Source organism: Actinomycetospora sp. NBRC 106378, from assembly GCF_030269685.1.
Lineage (GTDB): Bacteria > Actinomycetota > Actinomycetes > Mycobacteriales > Pseudonocardiaceae > Actinomycetospora.
Genome location: NZ_BSTT01000008.1, coordinates 33,952 through 59,631, shown reverse-complemented (window position 1 = coordinate 59,631; position 25,680 = coordinate 33,952). Strand labels below are relative to the sequence as shown.

Sequence of the window (25,680 nt, the reverse complement as noted above, 5' to 3'; positions counted from 1 at the left end):
TCAGACACGGGCCTCTCCTGTCGCGGTGTACTCCCCGGCGACCAGCGTCCGGCGCAGGGTCTTGCCGACCCCGGAGCGCGGGATCGCGTCGACGGCGATCACCTGCTTCGGTCGCTTGAGCGAGGGCAGGTGCTCCCGGGCGTGGGCGAGCGTCCGGGCGGCCGCGACGACGGGGTCGACGCCGGCGGCGGGCACGACGAAGGCGCTCACGGCGTGGCCCCACCGGTCGTCCGGCAGTCCGACCACGCAGACGTCGTCGATGGCGGGGCAGCGGATGAGCACCGCCTCGATCTCGTCCGGGTAGATGTTCTCCCCGCCCGAGTTGATCATGTCGTCGGTGCGGCCGGAGACCCAGAGGTCGCCGTCGTCGTCGGCGATCGCGAGGTCGCCGGTGTGGTACCAGCCGTCGCGGATCGCCTTCGCGTTCGCGTCGGGCCGGTTCCAGTAGCCGCCGAACGCCTCGGCCGAGGCCATCGACACGATGACCTGGCCCTGCTCGCCGGGCCCGACCTCCTCGTCGACCGGGGCGCCCTGGTCGGGGGCGATCAGGCGGACCCGGCTGAACAGCCCGGCCCGCCCGACGCACCCGGGCTTCGCGGCGACGTCCGCGCCGATGGTGAAGGTGTAGATCTCGGTCGATCCGAAGTGGTTGACGAACGACCGCGGCCGCACCTCGGAGACCAGCGCCTCGGCCAACGACGGGGTCATCGACGCCCCCGCGTAGGCCAGGTTGTCCAGCCTCCGGGCCGCTCCGAGTCTGCCGGTACGCAGCAGTGACCAGTAGATCGTCGGGACCAGGTACAGCGATCCGATGCCCTCGTCGCAGATGAGGGCCGCGGACTCCTCGGCGTCGAACGAGGGCTGGGCGACCCAGGTCCCGCCGACCACGATCGAGGCCAGCAGCGTGCGCAGCCCCATCGTGTGGAAGAGCGGCATCACGCCGAGCGTGGCGACGCCCGGGCGCTGCCCGGTCTGCATCACGTGCGCGACGGCGGCGGCGTGCTCCGCGCGGTGCGTCCGCGGCACGCCCTTCGGCTTCCCGGTGGTCCCGGAGGTGTAGAGCATCACGCTCACCGCGGAGTCGTCCGGAGCCGGCCTCGGTCCGCCGGTCGCGACGACCTCCGCGGCCGCGTCGACCTCGGCGACGTCGCGGACGGGGACCTCGCCCGCGGCGGCCTCCACCCGGGACGCGTGCGCCGGGTCGGTCACGACGAGGACCGAGCCCGCGTCGTCGAGGCAGTAGGCGAGCTCGTCGACCCCGAACCGCGTCGACAGCGGCACCGACACGGCGCCGAGCTTCTGTGCGGCCAGGTGCAGGCTCGCCAGCGGCTCGCCGCCGTGCATCACCAGCGCGACGCGGTCCCCGCTGCGCACGCCCCAGTGGCCCAGCGCGGCCGCGAGGCGGTCCGTGCGCTCGTCCCACTCGCGGTAGGTCAGCCGACGGCCCTGGCCGGACACCGCCCGGCGGTGCGGGTGGCGTTCGGCGGCCCACCGCAGCGTCGTCGCGAGATCCATGAGCGGCACCTCCCTTGGTGTGGAACGAACCATACGTTTCGTACGGTCGTAGGGGAAGTCCGGGCTTGGCTAGAGTCGGGATGCCGATCTCCTCGGGACCGGCAGGGATCGGCAGGGACCGCCGGGAACCGGAACGGACGAGGCACGGAGGGGAGGGGCCGGATGCGCCTGTCGACCACCTCGTACCTGGTGCTGGGCATGGTGGCGCTGCGCGGGCCGTCCACCCCCTACGACCTCAAGCGGGCGACGAGCCGGTCCGTCGGCTACTTCTGGAACTTCCCGCACACGCAGCTGTACTCGGAGCCGGAGCGGCTGGCGGCGGCCGGGCTGCTCGCCGTCGACCTGGAGGACAGCGGGCGGCGACGCAAGACCTACTCGCTCACCGCCGAGGGTCGCGCGGCCCTGCAGGAGTGGCTGGCGGCGCCCACGGCCGAGCACTTCGAGATGCGCGACGTCGCCGAGCTCAAGCTCTTCTTCAACGAGGCGGGCTCACCCGACGACGACGTCCCGAAGCTCGCGCAGGAGCAGATCCGCCAGCACGAGGAGCGGATCGCCGTCTACGAGGAGATGGTGGCCCGCCACGGCGAGGAGGGCTGGGCGCGGCCCCGCATGATCACCCTCGAGCTCGGCCTCGAGATGGAGCATGCCGCGCTGCGCTTCTGGACGGCGCTCGCCGCCGACCGGATCGACGACCTCCGCCGTGAGCGGGAGGAGCGCGACCCGCGCTGACCGGCGCGCCCTCCCCCGTCCGCGGGTGGCAGGAAAGCGTCGTTGCTGTCGTCCGGTGGCAGGGATGCCCCGTCGTCGCCGGCCCGGTCAGCCGTCCCGGAGTCGCGCCGCCAGGTCCGTGTGCCCGCCGTGGTCGGCCCAGTCGGCGGCGGTGGCACCGAACCGGGCGTCCCGGACCGACGTCGACGCCCCGAGCGCGAGCAGGTCCTCGACCATCGGCCCGTCGCCGCGGACGGCCGCGTGGTGCAGCGCGGTCTCCCACGGGTCGGTCCGGTCGGGGACGTCGCCGCGGCCGAGCGTGTCCACGTCGACGCCGAGGTCGACCAACCGGCGGACCGCGTCCCGCCGCCCCGTCGCGGCGGCCCACACCAGCAGCGCCGGCCTCTCGACGGCGAGCCGTGCGGCCAGGTCGGAGGCGGGTGTCACCTCCTCCCCGCCGAGCACCGCCGCCACGAGCGCGTCCGACGGCTCCAGGGTCGGGAGGGTTAGGCCGTGGGCTGCCAGCACGTCGACCACGGCACGGTGGCCGAGCCGGGCCGCGTCGGCAGCCAGGTCCGGCGTCGCCACCGCACCGTGGTCCAGCAGCAGCGCCACCCGACCGGGGAGATCGTGGGTCACGGCCCACGCCAGTTGCCCGGTGAGGAGCTCCGCGGGGGAGGGCCCGCCGAGCCGGACCCGCCACGGCCCGCCGTCCCCGCGCCCGAGCCCGTGCTCCAGCAGCAGCCGCAGGGGCTCGTCGTCGGGCTCGAACTGCCCGTCGTACAGGCCCTGGGCGTCGTTCGGGTCGGCGCCCCGCTCGAGGAGCACCGTCGCGAGCGGCCGCCACGACGGGTGCCGCGGCTGGTCGACCGGTCCGCGCTCGCCGTGACCGAGCACCCCGGTGAGCACGGTGAACGGCGTCGCGAGCCCGTGCCAGCAGCGGCCGGCAGCCGGATCGGCCCCCGCGTCGAGCAGGAGCCGGGCGCAGGCGAGCACGTCGTCGTCGTGCTGCGGGACGACCGTGCCGAGCCGCCCGTAGGCCAGCGACATCAGCGGCGCCCAGGCGTCCGGGCCGCCGTCGGCGGACGGGTCGGCGCCCTCGGCGAGCAGCCTCGCCACGAGGTCGGGACGGCCGCAGACGACCGCGGTGTGCAGGTCCTGCGCGGCCAGCCCCGGGTCCCGGTCCAGCAGGGCGGCGGCGCGGTCACGCCGCGCCGGGGAGTCGTCGGACGAGTAGCGCAGGCAGGCCAGGCCGACCAACCCGTCGTCGGGACGGGAGGACCACCGGAGATCCTCGAGGACCCCGACGTGTCGGACCAGGGCCGGCCAGCTGGGGAACCCGTGGTCCCGCGCGACGTCGCGGAGGGCGAGCGCATGGGTGGTCCCGCCGGCCCGACGCCGGTCGCGGGCCTGCCGACGGAGCTGGTCGAGGTCGGGGTTCTCGGGCAGGGGGCGGGGCATCACGGTCCTCCTCGTGAGCCCGTGGTCCGCGTGACGGGCAGGAGCGACCGGAGGACGACGTCCGACGCCGGCTCAGGTGGGCTCTGCCCTGCCCGCGGACCCGGGGGCGCCCTGCACGCCCACCGGAGAGGCTAGTGCGCGCCGTGCTCCTCGGCGCGCTTGTAGGAGTCGCGGATCTCCTGCTCGGCGTCCGACCGCCCGACCCACGCGGCGCCCTCGACGCTCTTGCCGGGCTCGAGGTCCTTGTAGACCTCGAAGAAGTGCTGGATCTCGAGGCGGTCGTACTCCGAGAGGTGGTGGATGTCGCGCAGGTGCTCCTGGCGCGGGTCGCCCGCCGGCACGCAGAGCAGCTTGTCGTCGCCGCCCTTCTCGTCGGTCATGCGGAACATGCCGATGGTGCGGGCGAGGATCAGGCAGCCCGGGAAGGTCGGCTCCTGGACGAGGACCAGCGCGTCGAGCGGGTCGCCGTCGAGGCCGAGGGTGTTCTCGACGTACCCGTAGTCGGCCGGGTACTGCGTGGCGGTGAAGAGGGTGCGGTCGAGGCGCAGCCGCCCGGACTCGTGGTCCATCTCGTACTTGTTCCGGTTCCCCTTGGGGATCTCGATCAGAACGTCGAACTCCACTACAGCGTCCTCACTGCGGTCGTCGGGGGGCCGTCACCCGACCGGGGTCGGTGAACCCTTCGTCGGTCCGCTCTAGTGTGTCGTACCGGCAGCGACGCGCGACCACGGACGGACGTGGGGCAGGTCGCACCGGCATCGACGGGGGAGGCGTTCCTGACGGCCAGCGAGGTCGATCACCGCTCCGAGGGACGGGCCGACGAGCGACCCACCAGCCACCGCGCGGAGGTCCCGCGGTCGCGCCGCATCCTCACGCGGGCGCTCGTCGTCCTGGTGGTCCTCGCGCTGCTGGGTGGTCTCGGCACCGCCGCGGTGCTCACCGCACCGGGTCTCGCGCGGACGCTGGGCCTGCCGGTGTCGGCGTCCGTCGATCCCCCGGAGCCGGTCGTCTTCCGCCCGGAGCTCGCCGCGCTGCCCGCCTCCGCCCCGACCCCCACGCCGGAGGGGGTCGCCGCCGCCCTCGGGGGCCGGACCGCCGGCCTGGGCGACCTCACCGGGGTGGTGCTCGACCCGGCGTCGCCGCAGACCCCGCTGTGGAGCCGCAACCCCGCGGAGCCCCAGGTCCCGGCGTCGTCGACGAAGCTGCTGACGATGGCGGCCGCCCTGCTCTCCCTCGACCCCGAGACCCGGCTGCCGACGACCGTGACGGCGGGTCCGACGCCCGACTCGGTGGTGCTCGTCGGCGGCGGCGACGTGTCGCTGTCCTCGCTGCCCGACGGCCGCGAGTCGGTCTATCCCGGTGCCGCCCACCTCGACGACCTGGTCGCCCAGGTCCGCGCCGCTCGCGGCGGGCAGCCGCTGCGCACGGTCTACGTCGACACCTCCCGCTACAGCGGGCCGCTGCTCGCGCCCGGCTGGGACCCGGTCGACATCGCCGGTGGCAACCTCGCCCCGATGGTCCCGACGATGCTCGACGGGGCCCGGCTCGACCCCACGGCCCTCGACGGCGCCCGGTCCGGGACCCCCGCGCAGGACGTCGGGACCGCGCTCGGGAAGCGCCTCGGCGCGGACGTCACGGTGCGCGACGGGACCGCTCCCGCCGGGGCGGCGGTCCTCGGTCGGGTGGAGTCCCCGCCGCTCACCGAGCTCGTGCACACCGCGATGACGAACTCGGACAACCTGCTCGCCGAGGCGCTGGGCCGCGAGGTGGCGATCCGGGAGAACGCCCCCGCGTCCTTCGCCGGTGCCACCGGCGCGATCCGGAAGGTCCTGGGCGAGAACGGCGTCGACACCACCGGCGTGACGACCTCCGACGCCTCGGGGCTCTCCACCGAGAACCGCATCCCCGCCGCCGTGCTCGCGTCCGTCCTCACGCCGGCCGCCGCCCCGACCGGCACCGACCCGCGCACCGCCATCCTGCGCCCGCTGCTCGACGGGCTCCCCGTGGCGGCCGGGACCGGCACCCTGGTCGACCGCTACACCGCGGACTCCACCAACGCCGCCGGCCGGGGCTGGGTCCGCGCCAAGACCGGCACCCTCACCGGCACCAACGCGCTCGCCGGGGTGGTGTCCGACGTCGACGGGCGCCTGCTGGTGTTCGCCTTCATGTCCAACGGGCCCGATCCCGTCGGTGCACGCCCCCGTCTCGACGCGCTCGCGACGGCGCTGCGGGGCTGCGGCTGCCGGTAGGCCGGGTCCCCGGTGGCCCTCGGGTGGCAGGAAAGCGTCGTTGCTGCCACCCGGTGACAGCAACGACGCTTTCCTGCCACCGGCCGGGGATCCGTACGGTGGAGGACGTGACCGCCACCAGCGAACGTCCCGCGACCGGCCTGCCCGTGCGCTGGGACCTCGCCGTCGCCACCGGCTCGCGACTCGTGCCGCCCGGACCCGCCGTGGGCCGCGAGGAGGCGGCCGCGGAGGTCGCCCGGCTCGCGCGCGGCGCCCGGGTCGGCGAGGGACACGTCCGGGAGCTGACCGGCCTCGGGGCCGGGTACGACATCCCCGACGCCGCCGTGGTCGACCGCCCGGGCTGGATCGCCTCGGGCGTCGAGGGCATCCGCACGCTCACCTCCGGGGTCCGTCTGCCCACCGCCGCACGCACCCCCTCGCCGGGGCTGCTCGCCCGGGCCGCCTCGGGCGTCACGGCGGGCGTGGCCGGCGCGCAGATGGGCACGCTGCTGGCGTTCCTGTCGACGAAGGTGCTCGGCCAGTACGACCCGTTCGCCGGCCCGCAGAACGGCGGCCACCTCCTGCTGGTCGCCCCGAACGTCACGGCCGCGCGGCAGGCGCTCGAGGTCGACGCCGAGGACTTCGCGCTCTGGGTGTGCGTGCACGAGGCCACGCACCGGCTGCAGTTCACCGCCGTGCCCTGGCTCCGTGACCACTTCCGCGACGAGGTCACCGCCTTCGCCTCGGGCATGGAGAGCGGCGTCTCGGCGGCGCTCGACCGCCTGCCCGAGATCACCCGGGCGATCCGGTCGCGCAGCGACACCTCGATGCTCGAGCTCCTCCAGGGCCCGGAGCAGGGCGCGATCCTCGACCGCCTGCTCGCCCTGACGACGCTGCTCGAGGGCCACGCCGAGCACGTGATGGACGAGGTCGGGCCCGCCGTCATCCCGTCGGTCGCGACGATCCGCGGCCGCTTCTCGGCCCGTCGGCGCGGCGGCGGCCCGATCGACCGGCTGCTGCGGGTCCTGCTCGGCGTGCAGGCGAAGGTCAAGCAGTACGAGCAGGGCCGCGTGTTCGTCGACGAGGTCGTCGGCACGATCGGCATGGAGGGCTTCAACGCCGTCTGGACCTCGCCCGACACCCTGCCCCGCCGCTCGGAGATCACCGATCCGTCGGCCTGGATGGACCGCGTCCACGGCTGATGGGGGTTCCCGTCGCGGTCGCCGAGGTCCGGCGCGCGCTGCGGTCCTCTCTTCCCGACGCCGGGTCGGGGCCGGTTCTCGTGGCCTGCTCCGGCGGGGCCGACTCGCTGGCGCTTGCCGCGGCGGCCACCGTGGTGTGCGGCGACGTGCACGCCGTGGTGGTCGACCACGGGCTGCAGGCCGGGTCGGACGCGGTCGCCGAGCGCGCCCGGGCGCAGCTGGTCGGTCTGGGGGCGACCGCGACCGTGCGGGCCGTCGTGGTCGGGAACGGACCCGACGGGCCCGAGGGGGAGGCGCGCCGGGCCCGGTACGCGGCGCTGCGGGCGGCGTCCGACGCGCTCGGCGGCGCGCCGGTCCTGCTGGGACACACCCTCGACGACCAGGCCGAGACGGTGCTGCTCGGACTCGGACGGGGCTCGGGGGCGCGCTCGCTCGCCGGGATGCGGACCTGGGACCCGCCGTGGTGCCGGCCGCTGCTCGGGGTCCGGCGCTCGACGACCCGGCAGGCGTGTGCGGAGCTCGGGCTGGAGCCGTGGGAGGACCCGCACAACGACGACCCCCGCTACACCCGGGTGCGGTTGCGCCACGAGGTCCTGCCGCTGCTCGAGGAGGTGCTCGCCGGCGGCGTCGCACCCGCCCTGGCGCGCACGGCCGCCCAGCTCGCCGACGACGACGCGGCCCTCACCGCGCTCGCCGAGGACGTCCGGCGGGCGGCGGAGGACGACGACGGCGGCCTCGCCACGGCCGTCGTCGGGAAGGAGCCGGCAGCGGTGCGACGACGCGTGCTGCGGTCGTGGCTCGCGGCCCGGGGCGCGGTGGGATGGGACGAGGCGCAGCTGCGGGCCGTGGACGCGCTGGTGGCCCGCTGGCGCGGACAGGGGCCGCCGTCACTCCCCGGCGGCTTGGAGGTCATCCGGACGCGTGGCAGGCTGACGGTGCGCTCGGCGCGGCCGGGGACGTAGCGACGAAGGAGTCTGCTCGAGGTGTACGACGGCGACATCGCGTCCGTGCTCATCAGCTCCGAGGAGATTCAGGGAAAGATCGGGGAGCTGGCCGACAGCATCGCCGCCGACTACGGCTCACCCGGCCCGGGAGAGCCGGATCTGCTGCTGGTCGGCGTGCTCAAGGGTGCGGTCATGTTCATGACCGACCTCGCGCGGCGGCTCCCGGTGCCCACCCAGCTCGAGTTCATGGCGGTCAGCTCGTACGGGTCGGCGACCTCGTCGTCGGGCGTCGTGCGGATCCTCAAGGACCTCGACCGGGACATCTCCGGGCGCCACGTGCTCATCGTCGAGGACATCATCGACTCGGGGCTGACCCTGTCGTGGCTGCGCAAGAACCTCGAGTCGCGGGGCCCGGCCTCGCTGCACGTGGTCACGCTGCTGCGCAAGCCCGAGGCGGCGAAGCTCGACGTCGACGTCAGCTACGTGGGCTTCGACATCCCGAACGAGTTCGTGGTCGGGTTCGGGCTGGACTACGCCGAGCGGTACCGCGACCTCCCCTACATCGGCACCCTCGAGCCCTCGGTGTACGCCTGAGCGTCACCCCCGGGTCACACAGCCGGGAGTGTGCTGCCGGATCGTCACCCCCCGGGCGCAACGGGCGATGCGGCTGGTCCTAGTCTCCGGCCCATGCCGGCTGGGAGTTCACGTCGACTCTGGATCGTGAACGGGGCGGTCGTCGTCCTGGTGCTGCTCGCGATCGGCGGGACCGTCGCCGGCCTCACCCTGACCTCGAACAGCTCGAACTCCGCCCTGCGCACGACGCCGGTGGGGCGCGGCACCGTGGCCGAGACCGTGACGGCCGCCGCCACCGTCACGAGCGCGACCAGCGCGACCCTGAACTTCTCCAGCAGCGGGCGCATCGACGAGGTCCGGGTGAAGCTGGGCGACCGGGTCACCAAGGGCCAGACGGTGGCGCGCCTGGACGGCGAGTACGCCCAGGCCAGCCTCGCGTCGGCCGACGCCCAGGTCGCGGCGGCCGAGCAGCAGCTCGACGACGCCCACTACCAGCAGGACCACCCGCAGTCCACGCAGCAGCAGTCCACCACCGGCTCGACGGCCGGGACCGGCGCAGCGGCAGGAGGGCAGCAGCCGAAGACCGGTGCCGCGACGACGGGGACGACGACGGGGACGACGACGGGCACGACGACGGGCACGACGTCGGGCGCGCCGGGTTCCGGGACGACCACGACCTCGTCGCAGCAGCAGCCCGCCCCGCAGCAGGCGGCGCCGCAACAGCAGCAGGGCGGACTCGTCACGATCAACCGGTTCTCCGGCTCCGGCTCCGGCGTCGAGCAGGTCCGGCCGATGGCCGACCAGACCGGCGGCGGCGGCTCGGGCGGGACCACCGGCGGGAGCACCGGAGGGACGACGACGGGCGGCTCCACCGGCTCGACGTCGGGGACGGGGCAGGCCGGCACCACGGCGCAGACGTCGGCGGACCCGGGTGAGGCGGCGGTCCGCAACGCCGAGTCCCAGCTCGCCCAGGCGAAGGCGACCCGCGTGCAGGCGTTCCAGAACACGCAGAACCTCGACCTCGTGGCCCCCGCGGACGGGACCGTGGTGAGCCTCGACGGCGCGGCGGGCCAGCTCGCCGGGCCGCAGGGCATCGTGGTGAGCCAGACCGACACCGGGAACCCCGCCGGCGGCCGCCTGCCGGACGGATCGGCGATCTCCAGCGGCGCGGGGTCGGGCCAGTCCGCCACGACCGGCGCCGGCTCCGCGTCGGGCGCGGCGAGCGGCGCGAGCACCGGCGCCGCCTCCAACGCGACCGCCGCCCAGACCGCGCCCGCGGTGATGACGATCGCCGACCTCGGCGCGATGCAGGTGCTCGCCCAGGTGCCCGAGCTCGACGTCGGGAAGGTGGCGACCGGGCAGAACGTGGCGGTGTCGGTGAACGCCCTGCAGGGACAGAAGCTCCCGGGGTCGGTCGTCTCGATCAACCTGCTGCCCGGGTCGCAGTCGACCGTGCAGTACGGCACGGCGGTGGCCATCACCGCTCCTCCGCCGGGGCTGCGCCCGGGGATGTCCGCGAGCGTGTCGATCACCACCCGGCAGGCGAACGACGTGACGTTCCTGCCCTCGGTCGCCGTCACCCCGGTCGGCGGGGCCGATTCCGGGCAGGCGACGGTGCAGGTCCTGCAGCCCGACGGCACCACGGCCGAGCGGACGATCGGGACCGGCCTCGCCTCCGACACCGTCACCCAGGTGACCTCCGGCCTCTCGCTCGGCGACCTCGTGGTGCTGCCCGACCAGTCGGCCTCGAGCGCCGCGACCCTGCGGGGGCTGCGCGGTGGCGGAGGCGGTGCGAACGGCGGCGGTGCCGGCGGCGGCTCCGGGCGATGACCGTGCGCGACGTCGGGCGGCGCGACGTCCCCGTCCTCGACGTCCGGTCGATGTCGAAGGTGTACGGGGCGGGCGACACGGCCGTGCACGCGCTGCGCGAGGTCGACCTGCTGGTGCGCCGGGGCGAGTACGTCGCGGTGATCGGCCAGTCGGGCTCGGGCAAGTCGACGCTGCTCAACATCCTCGGCTGCCTCGACGCGCCGAGCGCGGGGAACTACTACCTCGAGGGGCTCGACGTCGCCGACCTCGACGAGCGCCAGCTGTCGGTGCTGCGCAACCGGCAGATCGGCTTCGTGTTCCAGTCGTTCAACCTCATCCCGCGCACCACGGCCTTCGCCAACGTGGAGTTGCCGCTCGTCTACGCGGGGGTCTCCCGGCGCGTCCGGCGGGAGCGGACCCTGGCGGCGCTCGACGTGGTCGGGCTGGCGGGCCGGGCGAACCACCGCCCCAACGAGCTCTCCGGCGGTCAGCAGCAGCGGGTCGCCGTCGCCCGTGCCCTGGTCACCGCCCCGGCCCTGCTGCTGGCGGACGAGCCCACCGGCAACCTCGACTCCGCCAGCACGGAGGACGTGCTCGACCTCCTCGACGGCCTGCACGCAGCCGGTCGCACCATCGTGCTGATCACCCACGACGACGAGGTCGCCGCCCGGGCCGACCGGGTGGTCACGGTGACGGACGGACGGCTCACCGAGACCTCCGGGCTCCGTCGATGAGCTTCGTCGAGATCGTCCGGTTCGCCGTCCGGGCGCTGCTCGCCAACCGCCTGCGCTCGCTGCTGACGATGCTCGGGATCGTCATCGGCATCGCTGCCGTGATCCTGCTGACGGCTCTGGGCAACGGTGCCGCGCAGTACATCCAGAGCCAGATCTCCGGGCTGGGCGCCAACAGCATCACCGTGCTGGCCCGGGCGCCGGGCGGGACGGCGGGCGCCGCTGCGGGGGCCTCCTCCCGCCCGCTCACCTCGGGGGACGCGGCGGCACTGGCCGACCCGCAGGGCGCACCCGACGTCGGGTACGTGGCGCCCGTCGTGCAGGCGTCGCTGACCGTGGCGGCCGGGGCGAACTCCGAGACCGACACCGTGATCGGCAGCACCCCCGAGTACTTCCCGGGGTCGAACACCGTCGTGGCCTCCGGTCGCGCCTACGACGACGCCGACGTGAGCGCCGGGCGCCCGGTCGCGGTGATCGGCCGCACCGTCGCCGACGACCTGTTCGGCGCCGGGTCGGTCCCCCTCGGGCAGACCGTCCTCGTGAAGGGCGTCCCGCTGCAGGTGATCGGGGTGCTGCAGGCGAAGGGGCAGGGCGGCGGGTTCGCCAACCCCGACTCGAACGTCCTGGCCCCGATCACGACGGTGCAGAGCTCGTTCACCGGGTTCGGGAACCTCACCCAGATCGTCGTCGGCGCGCGCTCGTCGGCGACCCAGGACGCCGCGGAGTCGGAGATCTACTCGATCCTCGACCGCCGGCACGGGATCACCGACCCGAACGACCGCGACTACCAGCTCATCAGCTCGGCGCAGCTCGCCCAGGTGCTCGACCAGACGCTCTCGACGTTCTCACTGCTCCTGGCCGGCATCGCGGCGATCTCGCTGCTGGTGGGCGGGATCGGGATCACCAACATCATGCTCGTGTCGGTCACCGAGCGGACCCGCGAGATCGGCATCCGCAAGGCCCTCGGGGCTCCGCCGTCGGCGATCCTCGGCCAGTTCCTGGTGGAGTCGACGATCCTGTCGGTGCTCGCCGGTCTGATCGGTGTCGGGCTCGGCGTGGCCGGGACGTTCATCCCGCTGCCCAACGGCTTCCGGGCGATCGTGGTGCCCGCGGCGGTGGTCGTCGCCGTCGTGGTCTCCATCGTCATCGGGGTGTTCTTCGGCGGCTACCCGGCCCGGCGCGCGGCGCGTCTGCGGCCGATCGAGGCCCTGCGTCGGGAGTAGAGGAGACGACCATGTCGGACGAGGAGAAGCCCGCGACGGACGCGGCGGAGACCACGACGGAGACGGGGCCGATCCGTCCGGCCAGCCCGCAGCCGCCCTTCGGGCCCGACACGGTGCGCCGTGACGGCGGCCCGGCGCGCGGCTGGGAGGAGGAGCCGACCGGCAGCACCCGCACCTCGGCGGCCGTGCTCGACGAGCCGATCGACGACGTCGACGTGCGCGAGCGGCTGCGGCGACCCGGCATGGCCCGGTCCACCCGCATCCTGCTGCTCGTCCTCGGCGGGGTGATCCTGCTCGGCGCCGGCCTCCTGATCGGGCGCGCCACCGCACCCGCGACCGGTCCGGGCTCCGTGCCCCAGACCATCGGCACCGTCGAGTCGGTGGACACGCCGCCCGGAGGCTCCCCGGTGATCACCGTGCGGGCGGCCGACGGGACGCTGACGGCCCTCCAGACCACTCCCGGCACGGTCGTCGCCACCCCGGCGGCCGAGGGCAACGCGGCGCTCCGGACGGGGCTGCAGGTGACGGTCACGGGCGAGCGGGACCAGCGTGGGGAGATCGTGGCCACCCGGGTGGACCTGCCCGGCCGCTGAGGTGCCCCGCGGCCGGAGGCCACCTACGCGGTGCGGGACTCCTCGCCGCGCCACGCCGCCGAGAGCAGCGCACCCGGGTCGCGCGGCTGGATCCGGCGCACCGGGGACGGGCGACGGGCCGCGACCTCCGGCGGGACGGGGCCGGTGAGCGCGTCGAGCCCGGCGAGGGCGTCGAGCAGCCGGTCCGCGTCCGCGCCCAGAGTGGTGAGCATGTCCGCGGCCTGCCCCCCGCTCTGCCGGAGCAGCGCGGAGAAGAGGTCGGAGACCGACACGTCGCGGTCGAGCCCGGCCGCGCGCACGTGCGCGGCGGCGAGGACCTCCCGGACGGCGTCGTTCGCCATCGGGGGACCGGGCGGCCCGGACGGGTCGGGCTCGCCGGCGGAGGACCAGACGGCCAGGGTCAGGGCGGTGTCGCTGCCGCGGTCGGTCACACCGGCCGCGGCCAGCAGACCGGCCTCCGGGCCGTCGGCCCGGACGAGGGCCCGCAGCAGGTGTGCGGTGCCGATCCAGTGGTGGCCGCGCTCGGCGGCCTCCTGACGAGCGAGCTCCAGCACTCGGGCGACCTCGGCCGAGACCTGACGACGGGGGCTCGCGCCGGGGCCGGGGACCCGGGGCTGGGCGGTGGGGAGCGCCATGACCGCAGCGTGGCAGGCCGTGGGCCGAGCTCCCAACCCGGATCGGCCGGAGGGGTGAGATCTTCGACCGAGTGTCACCGTGCGACGTCCCCGACCGGGCTGTCGGGGCGGGCGGAGGGAGACGAGTGGGGGACGAGGGCCGTCGCCGGTCGTCCGCAGTCCGTTTCCGGACGGCCGGGGTCCCCCGATCGGCGGGAATCGCGCCGTCGTGCGGCGTGTCGCGACCACCGCCGTCGTCGGGACGGCCGCGACCGTCGGACCGGCTACTCTCCCCGCCGTGACCGGGAACGAGGCCGCGACCCAGATCGCCGCCGGGTACGCCACGGACGGGGCCGCACTCGAGCTCGGGGCGGTGGTGATCGACGGGGCCACCGATCCGGCCGCGCGGGTGCGCATCCCGTTCGCCACGCTGAACCGCCACGGCCTGGTCGCCGGTGCCACCGGGACCGGGAAGACCAAGACGCTGCAGAACCTCGCCGAGCAGTGCTCCGCCGCCGGCGTCCCGGTGATGCTCGCCGACGTCAAGGGCGACCTCTCCGGGCTGGCCCGCGCCGGCGAGACGAGCGACCGGACGACGAAGCGCGCGCAGGAGACCGGCGACGACTGGGCGCCCACCGCCTACCCGGTGCGCTTCCTCTCGCTGGGCGCCTCCGGCGTCGGCGTCCCCGTCCGCGCGACGATCACCGCGTTCGGACCGATCCTGCTCTCGAAGGTCCTCGGCCTCAACGCCACCCAGGAGTCGACCCTCGGCCTGATCTTCCACTGGGCCGACCAGCAGGGCCTGGCCCTGCTGGACACCAAGGACCTGCGCGCGGTCATCCAGCACCTGCTCTCCGACGAGGGCAAGGCCGAGCTCAAGGGCATCGGCGGGGTCTCGACGGCGACGGCGGGCGTCATCCTGCGGGCGCTGGTCAACCTCGAGGCCCGCGGCGGCGACCAGTTCTTCGGGGAGCCGGAGTTCGACCCGGCCGACCTGCTCGCGGTCGAGGACGGCCGGGGCGTGGTGACGCTCCTCGAGCTCGCCGACCAGCAGGCCGACCCGACGCTGTTCTCGACCTTCCTCATGTGGCTGCTCGCCGAGCTGTTCGAGGACCTTCCTGAAGCCGGCGACCTCGACAAGCCGAAGCTCGTGTTCTTCTTCGACGAGGCGCACCTGCTCTTCGCCGACGCGTCGAAGGCCTTCCTCGACCGCATCGAGCAGACGGTCAAGCTGATCCGGTCGAAGGGCGTGGGCGTCTTCTTCTGCACGCAGCTCCCCACGGACATCCCCAACGACGTCCTCTCCCAGCTGGGCGCCCGGGTGCAGCACGCGCTGCGCGCCTTCACCCCGGACGACCAGAAGGCCCTGACGCGGACCGCCCGGACGTACCCGAAGTCGACGGTCTACGACATCGAGACGTCGCTGACCTCGCTCGGTATCGGCGAGGCGATCGTCACCGTGCTCTCCGAGCGGGGCGCCCCGACGCCCGTGGCGTGGACACGGCTGCGGGCCCCCCGCTCGCTGATGGCGGCGATCGGGGAGCCGGCGGTGACGGAGGCGGCGAAGGCCTCGCCGCTGTGGGCCCGCTACGGCGAGACGGTCGACCGGGAGTCGGCCTACGAGCGCCTCTCGGCGCGGACCGGGGCGACGCAGGCGCCGCAGGGGCAGGCCGAGCCGGTCCCCGCCGACCAGCCGCCGCAGCCGGCGCCCCCGCAGGCCCCGCCGCCCGAGGCGGACGAGGGTCCGGGCCTCTTCGAGAAGGCGATGGCGAACCCGATGGTGCGCTCGTTCCTGCGTTCCGCCGCGAGCGCGGCAGGTCGGGAGATCAGCCGCGGGCTGTTCGGCACGGCGCGCCGGCGCCGCTGAGGTCGCGCACGTCACGCCGCGCCCGGGTCGGTGTCGGTGGGCCGGGGTACATTGGCATCCATCAGGGCTTCCCTGGCATGACAGACGGCAGTGAGTCAACCCGGGGAGGGTCGAGGCCGCACCGGCCGCCACCGCATGGACCGCAAGCGCCTGCTCCGCAATCCGCTGATCTGGATCGTGGTGCTCTTCGTCGTCTACCTGGTCGTGTCGTCGTTCTTCAGCGACACGCGTGGTTACACCCAGGCCTCGACGTCCCTGGCCCTCCAGCAGATCGACCAGCGCAACGTCGCCGAGGTCACGCTCGAGGACAAGGAACAGCGTCTGCGCATGACGCTGGTAAACCCCGTCGACGTCCCGCCCGCGGACGGCACGTCCGGGGCACCGACGCGCACCACGCAGATCTACGCGCAGTACCCGGCCGCCGCCGGGAACCAGATCTTCACGGAGCTGCGGGAGAACCCGGCCCGCAACGGCTTCGACACCCAGGTCACGCAGGAGTCCCTGCTCGGCCAGATGTTGATCTACCTGATCCCGCTGGGCCTCGTCCTGGTGCTGCTGTTCTGGATGATGAACGCGCAGGGCGGCGGCAACCGCGTCCTGTCGTTCGGCAAGTCCAAGGCCAAGCAGCTCAACAAGGACATGCCCAAGACGACCTTCGCCGACGTCGCCGGCGCCAACGAGGCCGTCGAGGAGCTCTACGAGATCAAGGACTTCCTGCAGAACCCGACGCGCTACCAGGCGCTCGGCGCGAAGATCCCGAAGGGTGTCCTGCTCTACGGCCCGCCCGGGACCGGCAAGACCCTGCTGGCCCGCGCGGTGGCCGGCGAGGCGGGTGTGCCGTTCTACACGATCTCCGGTTCGGACTTCGTCGAGATGTTCGTCGGTGTCGGTGCCTCCCGCGTGCGTGACCTGTTCGAGCAGGCCAAGCAGAACTCGCCGTGCATCGTGTTCGTCGACGAGATCGACGCCGTCGGCCGCCACCGCGGCGCCGGCATGGGCGGCGGGCACGACGAGCGCGAGCAGACGCTGAACCAGCTGCTCGTCGAGATGGACGGCTTCGACGCCCGCGGCGGGATCATCCTCATCGCGGCCACCAACCGGCCCGACATCCTCGACCCGGCGCTGCTGCGGCCCGGCCGCTTCGACCGGCAGATCCCCGTCGCGGCCCCGGACCTCGCGGGCCGCCGCCAGATCCTCGCCGTGCACGGCAAGGGCAAGCCGCTCGCCCCCGACGCCGACCTCGACGGGCTCGCCAAGCGCACCGTCGGGTTCTCCGGCGCCGACCTCGCGAACGTCCTGAACGAGGCCGCGCTGCTCACCGCGCGCCTCAACCAGCAGCAGATCACCGGCGCCTCGCTGGAGGAGTCGGTCGACCGCGTGATCGGCGGCCCGGCCCGCAAGAGCCGGATCATCTCCGAGCAGGAGAAGAAGGTCGCCGCCTACCACGAGGCCGGGCACGCCCTGGCCGCGTGGGCGATGCCGGACATCGAGCCGGTCTACAAGGTGACGATCCTGCCGCGCGGTCGTACCGGCGGGCACGCCCTCGTCGTCCCGGAGGACGACAAGGAGTTGATGACCCGTTCGGAGATGATCGCCCGCCTCGTGTTCGCGATGGGTGGCCGCTCGGCCGAGGAACTCGTCTTCCACGAGCCGACGACGGGTGCCTCCTCCGACATCGAGCAGGCGACGAAGATCGCCCGCGCGATGGTCACCGAGTACGGCATGAGCGCGAAGCTCGGTGCCGTGAAGTACGGCCAGGAGCAGGGCGAGCCCTTCCTCGGCCGCACCGCGGGCAAGCAGTCGGACTACTCGCTCGAGGTCGCCCACGAGATCGACGAGGAGGTGCGCAAGCTCATCGAGGCCGCGCACACCGAGGCGTGGGAGATCCTCAACACCCACCGCGACGCGCTCGACGCACTGACCGGTGAGCTGATCGAGCACGAGACGCTGCAGCGCAAGGACCTGGAGCGGGTCTTCGCCTCGGTCACCAAGCGTCCGCGCATCACGGCGTTCAACGACTTCGGGGAGCGCACGCCCTCCGACCGTCCGCCGATCAAGACGCGCCGCGAGATCGCCACGGAGCGGGGCGAGCCGTGGCCGCCGGAGGACGAGCGCCGCGAGCCGGCGCGCGTCGGTGCGGGCACCAACGGGCACGGGCCGAACGGCCAGGGCGCCCATGGGCAGAACGGCCAGAACGGTGTCGGCCAGGGCCAGAACGGCCAGGGCCAGAACGGCCAGGGCCAGAACGGCCACGGCGGCTGGGGCGCTCCGAACACCCCGCCGGTGGGCACGCCCGCCGTCGGACCCGGCGGCGAGCGCCAGACCGGCCCGGGCACCTCGGGCTGGGGCATCCCGGACGTCTACCGCACCGGCGGCTCCTCGCAGCAGCAGCCGCCGTCGGCGGTGCCGCCGAACTACGGGGCGCCCCCCGGCTGGACGCCGGGCACCACGCCGCGCGGCACGTCGTGGGACCCGAACACGCGGCCCTACGGGCAGCACGGCTCGGGCTCCTCGCCGTCGGGATGGCAGAGCACCGGGGGCCAGCACGCCGCGCCCGAGGACGGTGGGCGCCGGAGTGCTCCGGACCACGACCAGGCCGGGACCTCGTTCACATCGCCGGGCGAGGGCGGCCCGAACCCGTACGGTGATCCGGACGGCCGTCGTCCCGACGGTCGCACGGAGAGCTGACCAGCGGCGGCCACTCGTCCCCCACACGGAGGCGCGGGCCGACCCGCGCACCCGAGAACCGGGCGAGGGAGACGTGACCACCAGCCAGGAGACGGACCGACCCGTCGACTACGAGTACGAGGACGAGCGGAACGGGACGGCGAAGGGCGTCGACCAGGACCGGCTCGAGGCGTTCGACGCGTCCCGGGTCGAGGCCGCCGTCCGCGAACTACTCATCGGTATCGGGGAGGACCCCGACCGCGAGGGCCTGCGCGACACCCCCGCGCGGGTGGCGCGGTCCTACCGGGAGCTGTTCGCCGGGCTGTGGACCGACCCGGCCGCGGTGCTGGAGCGCACGTTCTCCGAGGACCACGACGAACTGGTCCTGGTGCGCGACATCCCGCTGTTCTCCATGTGCGAGCACCACCTGCTCCCGTTCCACGGCGTCGCCCACGTCGCCTACCTGCCCGGGCCCGACGGCCGTGTGACCGGGCTGTCGAAGCTCGCCCGCCTCGTGGACCTCTACGCCCGGCGCCCGCAGGTGCAGGAGCGGCTCACCACCCAGGTGGCCGACGCGCTGGACAGCACCCTGGGGGCGCGCGGCGTCCTCGTGGTGATCGACGCCGAGCACCAGTGCATGTCCGCGCGCGGGGTCCGCAAGCCCGGCTCGCGCACCACCACCTCGGCCGTGCGGGGCGTCCTCAAGTCGTCCGCGAGCACCCGGGCCGAGGCGCTCGGGCTGATCCGGCACTGAGGGTCCCGACCCCGTGTCGCCCTCCGCGCTGATCCGTCCCAACCACTGCCTGGTGATGGGCGTCCTCAACGTCACCCCCGACTCCTTCTCCGACGGCGGACGGTGGGTGCACCGTGACGACGCCGTTGCGCACGGGGTCGCGATGGCGCAGCGCGGGGCGACCTACGTCGACGTCGGGGGCGAGTCCACCCGTCCGGGCGCGGAGCGCGTCGACGCCGCCACCGAGATCGAGCGGGTCGTGCCCGTCATCGCGGAGCTGGTCGCCCAGGGCGTCCGCGTCAGCGTGGACACCACGCGCGCCGAGGTCGCCGTGAAGGCCCTCGAAGCCGGCGCCGAGCTGGTCAACGACGTCTCCGGCGGGCTCGCCGACCCGACGATGGCCCGGGTGGTCGCCGACGCCGGCTGCGGCTGGGTGCTCATGCACTGGCGCGGCCCGTCCGACCGGATGGCGAGCCTCGCGAGCTACGAGGACGTCGTCGGCGAGGTGCTCGCGGAGCTGATCGAGCAGATCGACCGGGCCGTCCTCGCCGGGGTCGACCCGGCCCGCCTGGTGCTCGACCCGGGCCTGGGCTTCGCGAAGACCGCCGCGCACAACTGGCAGCTCCTGCGCAAGCTCGACGTGTTCACCGCGCTCGACTTCCCGGTGCTCGTCGGCGCCTCCCGCAAGCGGTTCCTCGGAGCCCTGCTCGCCGACGACGACGGCACGCCCCGCCCGCCCGACGGCCGTGAGCACGCGACGGCGGCGGTGTCCGCCCTCGCCGCCAACGCCGGCGCGTGGGGGGTCCGTGTCCACGAGGTCGGAGCCTCCCTGGACGCCGTCGCGGTCGCCGCCGCCTGGCACTGGGGCACCTCCCGCGCCGCGAGGACCGAGCCGTGAGCGCCCAGCCCACCGACACGATCGAGCTGCGGGGCCTCCGCGTCCGCGGTCACCACGGCGTGTTCGACCACGAGCGCCGTGACGGGCAGGACTTCGTCCTCGACCTCGTCCTGCAGGTCGACCTCACCGCCGCCGGACGCAGCGACGACCTCGACGACACCGTCGACTACGGGGCGCTCGCCGAGGCCGCCGCCGTGGTCGTGGAGGGCGCCCCGCGGGCGCTCATCGAAGTGGTGGCGTCCGACGTCGCCGACGTGGTCCTCGACGACCCGCGGGTGGCCGAGGTCGAGGTGACCCTGCACAAGCCGCAGGCGCCGATCGCGCGGCCGTTCGACGACGTGGCGGTCCGGATCCGGCGCAGCCGCCCGCGGTCCACCTCCGGCGGTCGGCGCCCGGAGGGCACGTGACGCGGGCCGTCCTGTCACTGGGCTCGAACCTCGGTGACCGGCGCGCGCACCTGGCGGCCGGTCTCGCGGGGCTCGCGCCGTGGACCCGGGCGGTGTCGTCGGTCTACCGCACCGCCCCGTGGGGCGGAGTCGACCAGGACGACTTCCTCAACCTCGTGGTGGCCGTCGACGACGCCGAGGCCGGCCCGTGGGTGTGGCTCGCCCGCGCCCGGTCGGCCGAGCAGGCCCGCGAGCGTGACCGCACCGACGGCGCCGTCCGGTGGGGGCCGCGCACCCTCGACGTCGACGTGCTCACGGTGACCGACACCGACGGCGTCGGGATGCAGAGCGACGATCCCGAGCTGCTCCTGCCCCACCCGCGGCTGCACGAGCGGGCGTTCGTCCTCGTGCCCTGGGCGGAGATCGCCCCGGACGACGACGTCCCCGGTCGCGGGCGGGTCGCCGACCTGCTCGCCGCGCTGCCCGCCGAGGAGCGCGCGGGCGTCCACCTGGACACCAGGGAGTCGAGGGAGGGCTGATGACCACGCGCACCAGCCCGTCGGTCCTGCTCGTGCTCGCCGTCGCCGCCGGGCTCGCCACCAACCTGGTGCTCGGTCGGCTCTACGGTTCGATCCCGCCGCTGCCCGCGCCCGCCGGGCTGACGTTCCTCGTGCTCGGCCTCGTCGAGGGCGGGATCGCTGTCGTGCTCTACCGGCGCATCCAGCAGCGGCCCGGCGCCCGGCCGGTCGATGCGCTCGCCGCCGCCCGCGCGGTCGCCCTCGCGAAGGCCTCGGCGCTCGCCGGGGCACTGGTCGGCGGGGCGTGGTGCGGGGTGCTCGCCTTCGTGCTGCCACGGCGCGCCGAGGTGGCGGCCGCGGCCTCGGACACCACCGCGGCGGTGATCGGGATCGTCGGCGCCGCCGTCCTCGTCGCGGCGGCCCTCGCGCTCGAGTGGTGCTGTCGCACCCCCGACGATCCGGAGTCCCGCGTCCCCGACGACCGTCGCTGAGCAGACCGGACACCGGACCTCGCCGTGGTCGTCCGGTCGCGATCGGTACGCTTCGGACATGGCCACCCCCCGGGCCGACCGGCGCCGCGGGTCGCGCCCGTCCCCGTCCGCGGGGGGCGGACGGCCCGGAGACCCCGTCGTCCGCGTGCTGCTCGTCGTCACGGCGCTCTGCGCCGCGGTCGCGGCGGCGGCGGTCGTGCTCGCCGACGACGAGCGGCTGCTGCGTCTCGGGGTGATCGCCGGACTCTGGGCGGCCCTGCTCGCGGTCGCCGCCCTCGCCCGCCGCAGCGGGGCCGGCGGCACCGACCCCGAGCACGAGCTCGAGTCGATGCGCCGCACCTACGAGCTGGAGCTCGCGGCCGAGATCGACGCCCGCCGCGAGCACGAGCTGACCGTCGAGCAGACGGTCCGGCGCGAGGTCGCCGCCGAGGCCGGCCAGGAGCTGGCGGGGCTGCGCGCGGAGGTCGAGCGGCTGCGCTCGCACCTGGAGAACGCCGAGACCCGGGCCGCGCCGCTCCCGCCGCAGCTGCACGTCGTCGCCGGGGAGGGGCCGCCGGGTCGACCCGCACACCCCGGCGCCGGGCACGGCCCGCGTCCGGCCCGCCCGCACGTCAACGAGGTCTCGCACCCCTCCGCTCCCGGTCGGGGCACGGGCGGGCGCACGGTGGCCGAGCTGCTGGCCGCGCACGCGCAGGAACGTCGCCGCCCGCCACGCTGATCCCGCCGCGACGGCGCGGAGCCACTACCCTGCGGCAGGGTGATCGCCTCCCCGGTGCGGCTCGCCCCGCAGCAACGCCGCACGCTGGTCTGGCCCGTCCTCGGGCTCATCGTGCTCGGCATCTGCGCGCTGGTCGCCGTGGGGTTCGCCAGCACGGAGATCGGGGCGGGCGGTGTCATCGTCGGCGCGATCTGCGCGCTGCTCCCGGTCGGCCCGGTGCTCCTCGCGTTCGCCTGGATCGACCGCTGGGAGCCCGAACCGCCGCGCCTGCTGCTCACCGCGTTCCTCTGGGGTGCCGGCTTCGCCGCCCTCGTGGCGCTGATCATCAACTCGAGCGCGGTGCTCGCGGCCGAGCTGCTCCTCGGGCAGGGGCAGGGTGACTTCGTCGGCGCCGTGATCTCGGCTCCGCTGGTCGAGGAGTTCGTCAAGGGCGCGTTCGTGGTGGGGCTGCTGCTGTTCCGGCGGCGCGAGTTCGACGGGATCGTCGACGGCGTGGTCTACGCCGGGTTCGTCGGCGCGGGCTTCGCCTTCACCGAGAACATCATCTACTTCGGCCGCGCCTTCACCGACGACGGCACCGCCCCCGTGGCGGGCGTGATCGTCACGTTCATCCTGCGCGGGGTGCTCTCGCCGTTCGCCCACCCGCTGTTCACGGCCATGACGGGCATCGGGGTCGGCATCGCGGCGAGCATCCGGTCGCGGGCCGCCGGGGCCCTCGCGATCGCGGTGGGCTACGTGCTCGCGGTCGTCCTGCACGCGTTGTGGAACTCCGCGACGCAGCTCGGCCCCGGGTTCTTCGGCGTCTACATCCTGATCATGGTGCCGCTGTTCCTCGCGCTCCTCGGCCTCGTCGTGTGGCAGCGACGCCGCGAGCGCGACGTGCTGGCCCGCCAGATGCCGGGCTTCGCGGCGGCGGGCTGGATCGCCGAGAGCGAGGTCCCGCTGCTGGGCAGCATGTCCGGCCGCCGCCGCTGGCTCTCGGCCGTCCGCCGGACCGCGGGGAAGCCCGCCGCGAACGCCGTCGTGCACTACCAGCACGCGGTGTCCGAGCTGGCCTTCCTGCGCGCCCGCGCCGAACGCGGCGCCATCCCGCCCGACCCGCGCTGGCACGCCGAGCTCCTCGACAACGTCGTCCGCACCCGCATGGCCGCGGTGACCGCGCCCGGCGTCCCCCAGGGGCACCAGCCGCCGCCCGGCCCGCCCCCGGGACCGCGGCCGCCGTCGGGACCCTTCCCGACGGCGGGTCCTCCCGGACCCGGACGGGGCGGGCCCGGGCCGCAGTACCCGCCGTCGCAACCCTGGCAGCAACCGCGGGGGTAGCCCCGGGCGTGTCCCGGCCCGGACGTCGGGTGTCAGCCGTGTGCCACCGCTGACATCCGGCCCGACTGTCATCCCGATCACCCGCGACCACCCCGGTGCCGTGGCGCGTCTACCCTCGCGGGCGCATCGTCCGGTACCCGCTCCGCTGAGCGGGACGGGAACGACGAGTGGTGAAGGGGTGTGCTCGTGAGCGCCTCCGGCAACGAAGCCGGGCCGGTCGGTGAACCCAGGCCCGCGCGGCTCGACGTCGGCGTAGTCTCCGCCGGGCGGGTCGGCGCCGTGATGGGTGCCGCGCTGGCGGGAGCCGGCCACACGGTGGTCGCCGCGTCCGCGGTCTCCCGCGCCTCGCGCGCCCGCGCCGAGGCCCTGCTGCCCGGGGCGGAGATCCTGCCGCCCGACGAGGTCGTGCGGAACGCCGACCTGGCCCTGCTCGCCGTGCCCGACGACGTCCTGCCCGGGCTCGTCCGTGGGCTCGCGGCGTCGGGGTGCCTGCGACCGGGCCAGATCCTGGTGCACACCTGCGGTTCGCACGGCGTCGGCGTGCTCTCCCCGGCCGCGGAGCACGACGTGCTGCCGATCGCCCTGCATCCCGCGATGACGATCACCGGGCGCCCCGAGGACGTCACGCGGCTCGCCGGGGCGTGCGTCGGGGTGACGGCGAACAGCGGGCCGTCCGAGGACGCCGAGGCGGCCTGGCTGGTCGGCGAGGCGCTCGTCCTCGAGATCGGGGCGGAGCCGGTCCGCATCCCCGAACAGATGCGCCCGCTCTACCACGCGGCGCTCGCGCACGGCGCGAACCACCTGATCACGCTCGTGCGCGAGGCGGCCGACCTGCTGCGCGACGCCGGGATCGAGCCGGCCGAGCGGGTGCTCGCGCCGCTGCTGTCGGCCGCGCTGGACAACGCCCTGCGCCTCGGCGACCGCGCCCTGACCGGCCCGGTCGTCCGCGGCGACGCGGGCACCGTCGCGACCCACCTGCGCCACCTCGACGCGCGGGCCCCGCAGTCGGCCGAGCTCTACCGCGCCCTCGCCCGCCGCACCGCCGAGCGTGCCCACGACGGCGGGCTCATCGGCGACGACGAGTTCACCGCCGTCATCGACACCTTCGAGAGGCACACGCCGTGACCCGCCCCTCCAGCCTGCGCACGCACGACCTGCTCGGGCGTTCCCGGCCGAAGTACGTCAAGGACGGCCTCACCGTCCACACCGACCCGAACACGCTGCGCCGCGTCACGAAGGCGATGCGCGGCGGCGGGCGCCGGGTCACCCTCGTCCCGACGATGGGCGCCCTGCACGACGGCCACCGCGAACTGATGCGCCGGGCCCGCTCGATCCCCGGCTCCAGCACCGTGGTGTCGATCTTCGTGAACCCGCGCCAGTTCGGGCCGACCGAGGACTTCGACCGCTATCCCCGCGCCTTCGAGGCCGACCTCGAGATGTGCCGCGAGGAGGGCGTCGAGCTGGTGTTCGCGCCGGACGTCGACACCATGTACCCGGCCGGTTTCACCACCTCGATCGACCCCGGCCCGCTCGGCGACCAGCTCGAGGGCGCCGTCCGGCCCGGGCACTTCGCCGGGATGCTGACGGTGGTCAACAAGCTCTTCGCGATCTGCGTCCCCGACGTCGCGTTCTTCGGCGAGAAGGACTGGCAGCAGCTGGCCCTGATCCGCCGGATGGTGCGCGACCTCGACATCGACGTCCACGTGGTCGGCGTCCCCACCGTCCGCGAGACCGACGGGCTCGCCCGGTCCAGCCGCAACGCCTACCTCGACGAGACCCAGCGGCAGCAGGCGGTCACGATCTCCGCCGCGCTGTCGGCCGGTCAGTACGCGGGCGAGCAGGGCCCGGAAGCCGTCGTCGCGGCCGCCCGCGAGGTGCTCGCCGTCGAGCCGGCCCTCGAGGTCGACTACGTCGAGCTGCGCGACCCGGAGCTCGGGCCCGCCCCCTCGATCGGCGACGCCCGCCTGCTGATCGCCGCCCGCCTCGGCACCACCCGCCTGATCGACAACGCCCACGTCTCGGTGACGGAGAGAGTCTGATGCTGCGCACGATGCTCAAGTCCAAGATCCACCGGGCGACGGTCACGGACGCGGACCTGCACTACGTCGGGTCGGTCACCGTCGACACCGACCTGATGGCCGCCGCGGACCTGCTCGAGGGCGAGCAGGTCGCGATCGTCGACGTCACCAACGGCGCTCGCCTGGAGACCTACGTGATCCCGGGCGAGGCCGGCTCCGGCGTCATCGGGATCAACGGCGCCGCCGCGCACCTCGTGCACCCCGGCGACCTCGTCATCCTCATCGCCTACGGGCAGATGGACGACGCCGAGGCACGCGCCTACCGCCCGCGTGTGGTCTTCGTGGACGACCGCAACCGCGTCCTCGACCAGGGCTCCGACCCCGCCTACGTGCCGGCCGACGCCCCGGAGGCATCGCTGCTGGTGCCGGGGACGCGGGCCGCCGCGTTGAACTAGTACCGACC

25 protein-coding genes are annotated in these 25,680 nt (G+C 74.7%); 21 read left to right on the top strand and 4 right to left on the bottom strand.

The features are described 5' to 3' along the window. The gene (locus QSK00_RS18360; protein WP_285592679.1) at positions 1 to 1,515 is read right to left on the bottom strand and encodes a class I adenylate-forming enzyme family protein; all 1,515 of its coding nucleotides are present in this window, start codon (positions 1,513 to 1,515) and stop codon (positions 1 to 3) included. Between the two features lie 162 nt (positions 1,516 to 1,677). Between QSK00_RS18360 and QSK00_RS18355 the strand changes: the two genes are divergently transcribed. Beyond that, a complete protein-coding gene (locus QSK00_RS18355; protein WP_285592677.1) occupies positions 1,678 to 2,244 on the top strand; it encodes a PadR family transcriptional regulator in 567 nt (188 codons plus the stop codon). Between the two features lie 87 nt (positions 2,245 to 2,331). Here QSK00_RS18355 and QSK00_RS18350 read toward each other — a convergent pair whose 3' ends face one another. Both QSK00_RS18350 and QSK00_RS18345 read right to left on the bottom strand, forming a co-directional pair. Beyond that, on the bottom strand, positions 2,332 to 3,684 hold the full coding sequence (locus tag QSK00_RS18350; RefSeq protein WP_285592675.1) for an ankyrin repeat domain-containing protein: 1,353 nt from the start codon (positions 3,682 to 3,684) through the stop codon (positions 2,332 to 2,334). Positions 3,685 to 3,815: 131 nt separating this feature from the next. Next, complete coding sequence (locus QSK00_RS18345; protein WP_285592672.1) at positions 3,816 to 4,307, bottom strand: inorganic diphosphatase; 492 nt, start codon at positions 4,305 to 4,307, stop codon at positions 3,816 to 3,818. A gap of 114 nt (positions 4,308 to 4,421) precedes the next feature. Here QSK00_RS18345 and dacB point away from each other — a divergent pair, with 114 nt between their 5' ends. The 8 genes from dacB to QSK00_RS18305 all read left to right on the top strand — a co-directional run bounded on the left by dacB (position 4,422) and on the right by QSK00_RS18305 (position 12,987). Next, positions 4,422 to 5,933, top strand: coding sequence for a D-alanyl-D-alanine carboxypeptidase/D-alanyl-D-alanine endopeptidase (gene dacB, locus QSK00_RS18340; protein WP_285592670.1), 1,512 nt, complete (start codon positions 4,422 to 4,424; stop codon positions 5,931 to 5,933). A gap of 107 nt (positions 5,934 to 6,040) precedes the next feature. Then, positions 6,041 to 7,114: an Rv3626c family coenzyme F420 biosynthesis-associated protein gene (locus tag QSK00_RS18335; protein ID WP_285592668.1), complete on the top strand. Its 1,074-nt coding sequence runs from the start codon at positions 6,041 to 6,043 to the stop codon at positions 7,112 to 7,114. Beyond that, the gene (gene tilS, locus QSK00_RS18330) at positions 7,114 to 8,076 is read left to right on the top strand and encodes a tRNA lysidine(34) synthetase TilS (RefSeq protein WP_285592666.1); all 963 of its coding nucleotides are present in this window, start codon (positions 7,114 to 7,116) and stop codon (positions 8,074 to 8,076) included. Before QSK00_RS18335 ends, tilS begins: the two co-directional genes overlap by 1 nt. Before the next feature lie 21 nt (positions 8,077 to 8,097). After that, positions 8,098 to 8,652, top strand: a complete 555-nt coding sequence (gene hpt, locus QSK00_RS18325; protein WP_285592664.1) for a hypoxanthine phosphoribosyltransferase — start codon at positions 8,098 to 8,100, stop codon at positions 8,650 to 8,652. A gap of 126 nt (positions 8,653 to 8,778) precedes the next feature. Next, entirely contained in the window at positions 8,779 to 10,461 is a 1,683-nt protein-coding gene (locus QSK00_RS18320) for an efflux RND transporter periplasmic adaptor subunit (RefSeq protein ID WP_285592662.1), read from the top strand. Then, positions 10,458 to 11,174: an ABC transporter ATP-binding protein gene (locus QSK00_RS18315; RefSeq protein WP_285592660.1), complete on the top strand. Its 717-nt coding sequence runs from the start codon at positions 10,458 to 10,460 to the stop codon at positions 11,172 to 11,174. The genes QSK00_RS18320 and QSK00_RS18315 overlap by 4 nt, the downstream gene beginning before the upstream one ends. Continuing rightward, positions 11,171 to 12,394: an ABC transporter permease gene (locus tag QSK00_RS18310; RefSeq protein ID WP_285592658.1), complete on the top strand. Its 1,224-nt coding sequence runs from the start codon at positions 11,171 to 11,173 to the stop codon at positions 12,392 to 12,394. Before QSK00_RS18315 ends, QSK00_RS18310 begins: the two co-directional genes overlap by 4 nt. An 11-nt stretch (positions 12,395 to 12,405) precedes the next feature. Continuing rightward, entirely contained in the window at positions 12,406 to 12,987 is a 582-nt protein-coding gene (locus QSK00_RS18305) for a hypothetical protein (RefSeq protein WP_285592656.1), read from the top strand. A 23-nt stretch (positions 12,988 to 13,010) separates the two neighbouring features. Here QSK00_RS18305 and QSK00_RS30505 read toward each other — a convergent pair whose 3' ends face one another. After that, on the bottom strand, positions 13,011 to 14,018 hold the full coding sequence (locus QSK00_RS30505) for a Clp protease N-terminal domain-containing protein (protein ID WP_502872053.1): 1,008 nt from the start codon (positions 14,016 to 14,018) through the stop codon (positions 13,011 to 13,013). Here QSK00_RS30505 and QSK00_RS18295 point away from each other — a divergent pair. The 12 genes from QSK00_RS18295 (at position 13,900) to panD (ending at position 25,672) form a co-directional block, all read left to right on the top strand. After that, on the top strand, positions 13,900 to 15,468 hold the full coding sequence (locus tag QSK00_RS18295) for a helicase HerA-like domain-containing protein (protein ID WP_285592652.1): 1,569 nt from the start codon (positions 13,900 to 13,902) through the stop codon (positions 15,466 to 15,468). The two genes, QSK00_RS30505 and QSK00_RS18295, sit on opposite strands and share 119 nt — an antisense overlap. Before the next feature lie 135 nt (positions 15,469 to 15,603). Then, positions 15,604 to 18,156: an ATP-dependent zinc metalloprotease FtsH gene (gene ftsH / locus QSK00_RS18290; protein WP_285592650.1), complete on the top strand. Its 2,553-nt coding sequence runs from the start codon at positions 15,604 to 15,606 to the stop codon at positions 18,154 to 18,156. Positions 18,157 to 18,229: 73 nt separating this feature from the next. Beyond that, a complete protein-coding gene (gene folE / locus QSK00_RS18285; RefSeq protein ID WP_285592648.1) occupies positions 18,230 to 18,889 on the top strand; it encodes a GTP cyclohydrolase I FolE in 660 nt (219 codons plus the stop codon). Positions 18,890 to 18,902: 13 nt separating this feature from the next. Continuing rightward, on the top strand, positions 18,903 to 19,766 hold the full coding sequence (gene folP / locus QSK00_RS18280; RefSeq protein WP_502872052.1) for a dihydropteroate synthase: 864 nt from the start codon (positions 18,903 to 18,905) through the stop codon (positions 19,764 to 19,766). After that, positions 19,763 to 20,173: a dihydroneopterin aldolase gene (folB, locus tag QSK00_RS18275; protein WP_285592646.1), complete on the top strand. Its 411-nt coding sequence runs from the start codon at positions 19,763 to 19,765 to the stop codon at positions 20,171 to 20,173. Before folP ends, folB begins: the two co-directional genes overlap by 4 nt. Continuing rightward, positions 20,170 to 20,691 (top strand): 2-amino-4-hydroxy-6-hydroxymethyldihydropteridine diphosphokinase, encoded by a 522-nt coding sequence (folK, locus tag QSK00_RS18270; RefSeq protein ID WP_285592644.1) that lies wholly within the window; start codon positions 20,170 to 20,172, stop codon positions 20,689 to 20,691. Before folB ends, folK begins: the two co-directional genes overlap by 4 nt. Next, positions 20,691 to 21,161, top strand: a complete 471-nt coding sequence (locus QSK00_RS18265; protein ID WP_285592642.1) for a DUF3180 domain-containing protein — start codon at positions 20,691 to 20,693, stop codon at positions 21,159 to 21,161. The genes folK and QSK00_RS18265 overlap by 1 nt, the downstream gene beginning before the upstream one ends. Before the next feature lie 58 nt (positions 21,162 to 21,219). Further along, the gene (locus QSK00_RS18260; protein WP_285592640.1) at positions 21,220 to 21,879 is read left to right on the top strand and encodes a DUF6779 domain-containing protein; all 660 of its coding nucleotides are present in this window, start codon (positions 21,220 to 21,222) and stop codon (positions 21,877 to 21,879) included. A 39-nt stretch (positions 21,880 to 21,918) separates the two neighbouring features. Next, a complete protein-coding gene (locus QSK00_RS18255) occupies positions 21,919 to 23,199 on the top strand; it encodes a PrsW family intramembrane metalloprotease (RefSeq protein WP_285592638.1) in 1,281 nt (426 codons plus the stop codon). A gap of 180 nt (positions 23,200 to 23,379) precedes the next feature. Next, the gene (locus tag QSK00_RS18250) at positions 23,380 to 24,324 is read left to right on the top strand and encodes a Rossmann-like and DUF2520 domain-containing protein (RefSeq protein WP_285592636.1); all 945 of its coding nucleotides are present in this window, start codon (positions 23,380 to 23,382) and stop codon (positions 24,322 to 24,324) included. Next, complete coding sequence (gene panC, locus QSK00_RS18245; protein ID WP_502872051.1) at positions 24,321 to 25,238, top strand: pantoate--beta-alanine ligase; 918 nt, start codon at positions 24,321 to 24,323, stop codon at positions 25,236 to 25,238. Before QSK00_RS18250 ends, panC begins: the two co-directional genes overlap by 4 nt. Further along, positions 25,238 to 25,672, top strand: coding sequence for an aspartate 1-decarboxylase (panD, locus tag QSK00_RS18240; RefSeq protein WP_285592634.1), 435 nt, complete (start codon positions 25,238 to 25,240; stop codon positions 25,670 to 25,672). The genes panC and panD overlap by 1 nt, the downstream gene beginning before the upstream one ends. The last annotated feature ends 8 nt before the right edge of the window (positions 25,673 to 25,680 follow it).

Coding starts and splice junctions, on each gene's coding strand:
- QSK00_RS18360 (WP_285592679.1), bottom strand. CDS start 1,515: ATGGATCTCGCGACGACGCTGCGGTGGGCCGCCGAACGCCACCCGCAC.
- QSK00_RS18355 (WP_285592677.1), top strand. CDS start 1,678: ATGCGCCTGTCGACCACCTCGTACCTGGTGCTGGGCATGGTGGCGCTG.
- QSK00_RS18350 (WP_285592675.1), bottom strand. CDS start 3,684: ATGCCCCGCCCCCTGCCCGAGAACCCCGACCTCGACCAGCTCCGTCGG.
- tilS (WP_285592666.1), top strand. CDS start 7,114: ATGGGGGTTCCCGTCGCGGTCGCCGAGGTCCGGCGCGCGCTGCGGTCC.
- QSK00_RS18315 (WP_285592660.1), top strand. CDS start 10,458: ATGACCGTGCGCGACGTCGGGCGGCGCGACGTCCCCGTCCTCGACGTC.
- QSK00_RS18310 (WP_285592658.1), top strand. CDS start 11,171: ATGAGCTTCGTCGAGATCGTCCGGTTCGCCGTCCGGGCGCTGCTCGCC.
- QSK00_RS18305 (WP_285592656.1), top strand. CDS start 12,406: ATGTCGGACGAGGAGAAGCCCGCGACGGACGCGGCGGAGACCACGACG.
- QSK00_RS30505 (WP_502872053.1), bottom strand. CDS start 14,018: ATGCGCACCCGCGCGGCCGGATCGGTGGCCCCGTCGATCACCACCGCC.
- ftsH (WP_285592650.1), top strand. CDS start 15,604: ATGGACCGCAAGCGCCTGCTCCGCAATCCGCTGATCTGGATCGTGGTG.
- QSK00_RS18265 (WP_285592642.1), top strand. CDS start 20,691: ATGACCACGCGCACCAGCCCGTCGGTCCTGCTCGTGCTCGCCGTCGCC.
- QSK00_RS18260 (WP_285592640.1), top strand. CDS start 21,220: ATGGCCACCCCCCGGGCCGACCGGCGCCGCGGGTCGCGCCCGTCCCCG.
- panD (WP_285592634.1), top strand. CDS start 25,238: ATGCTGCGCACGATGCTCAAGTCCAAGATCCACCGGGCGACGGTCACG.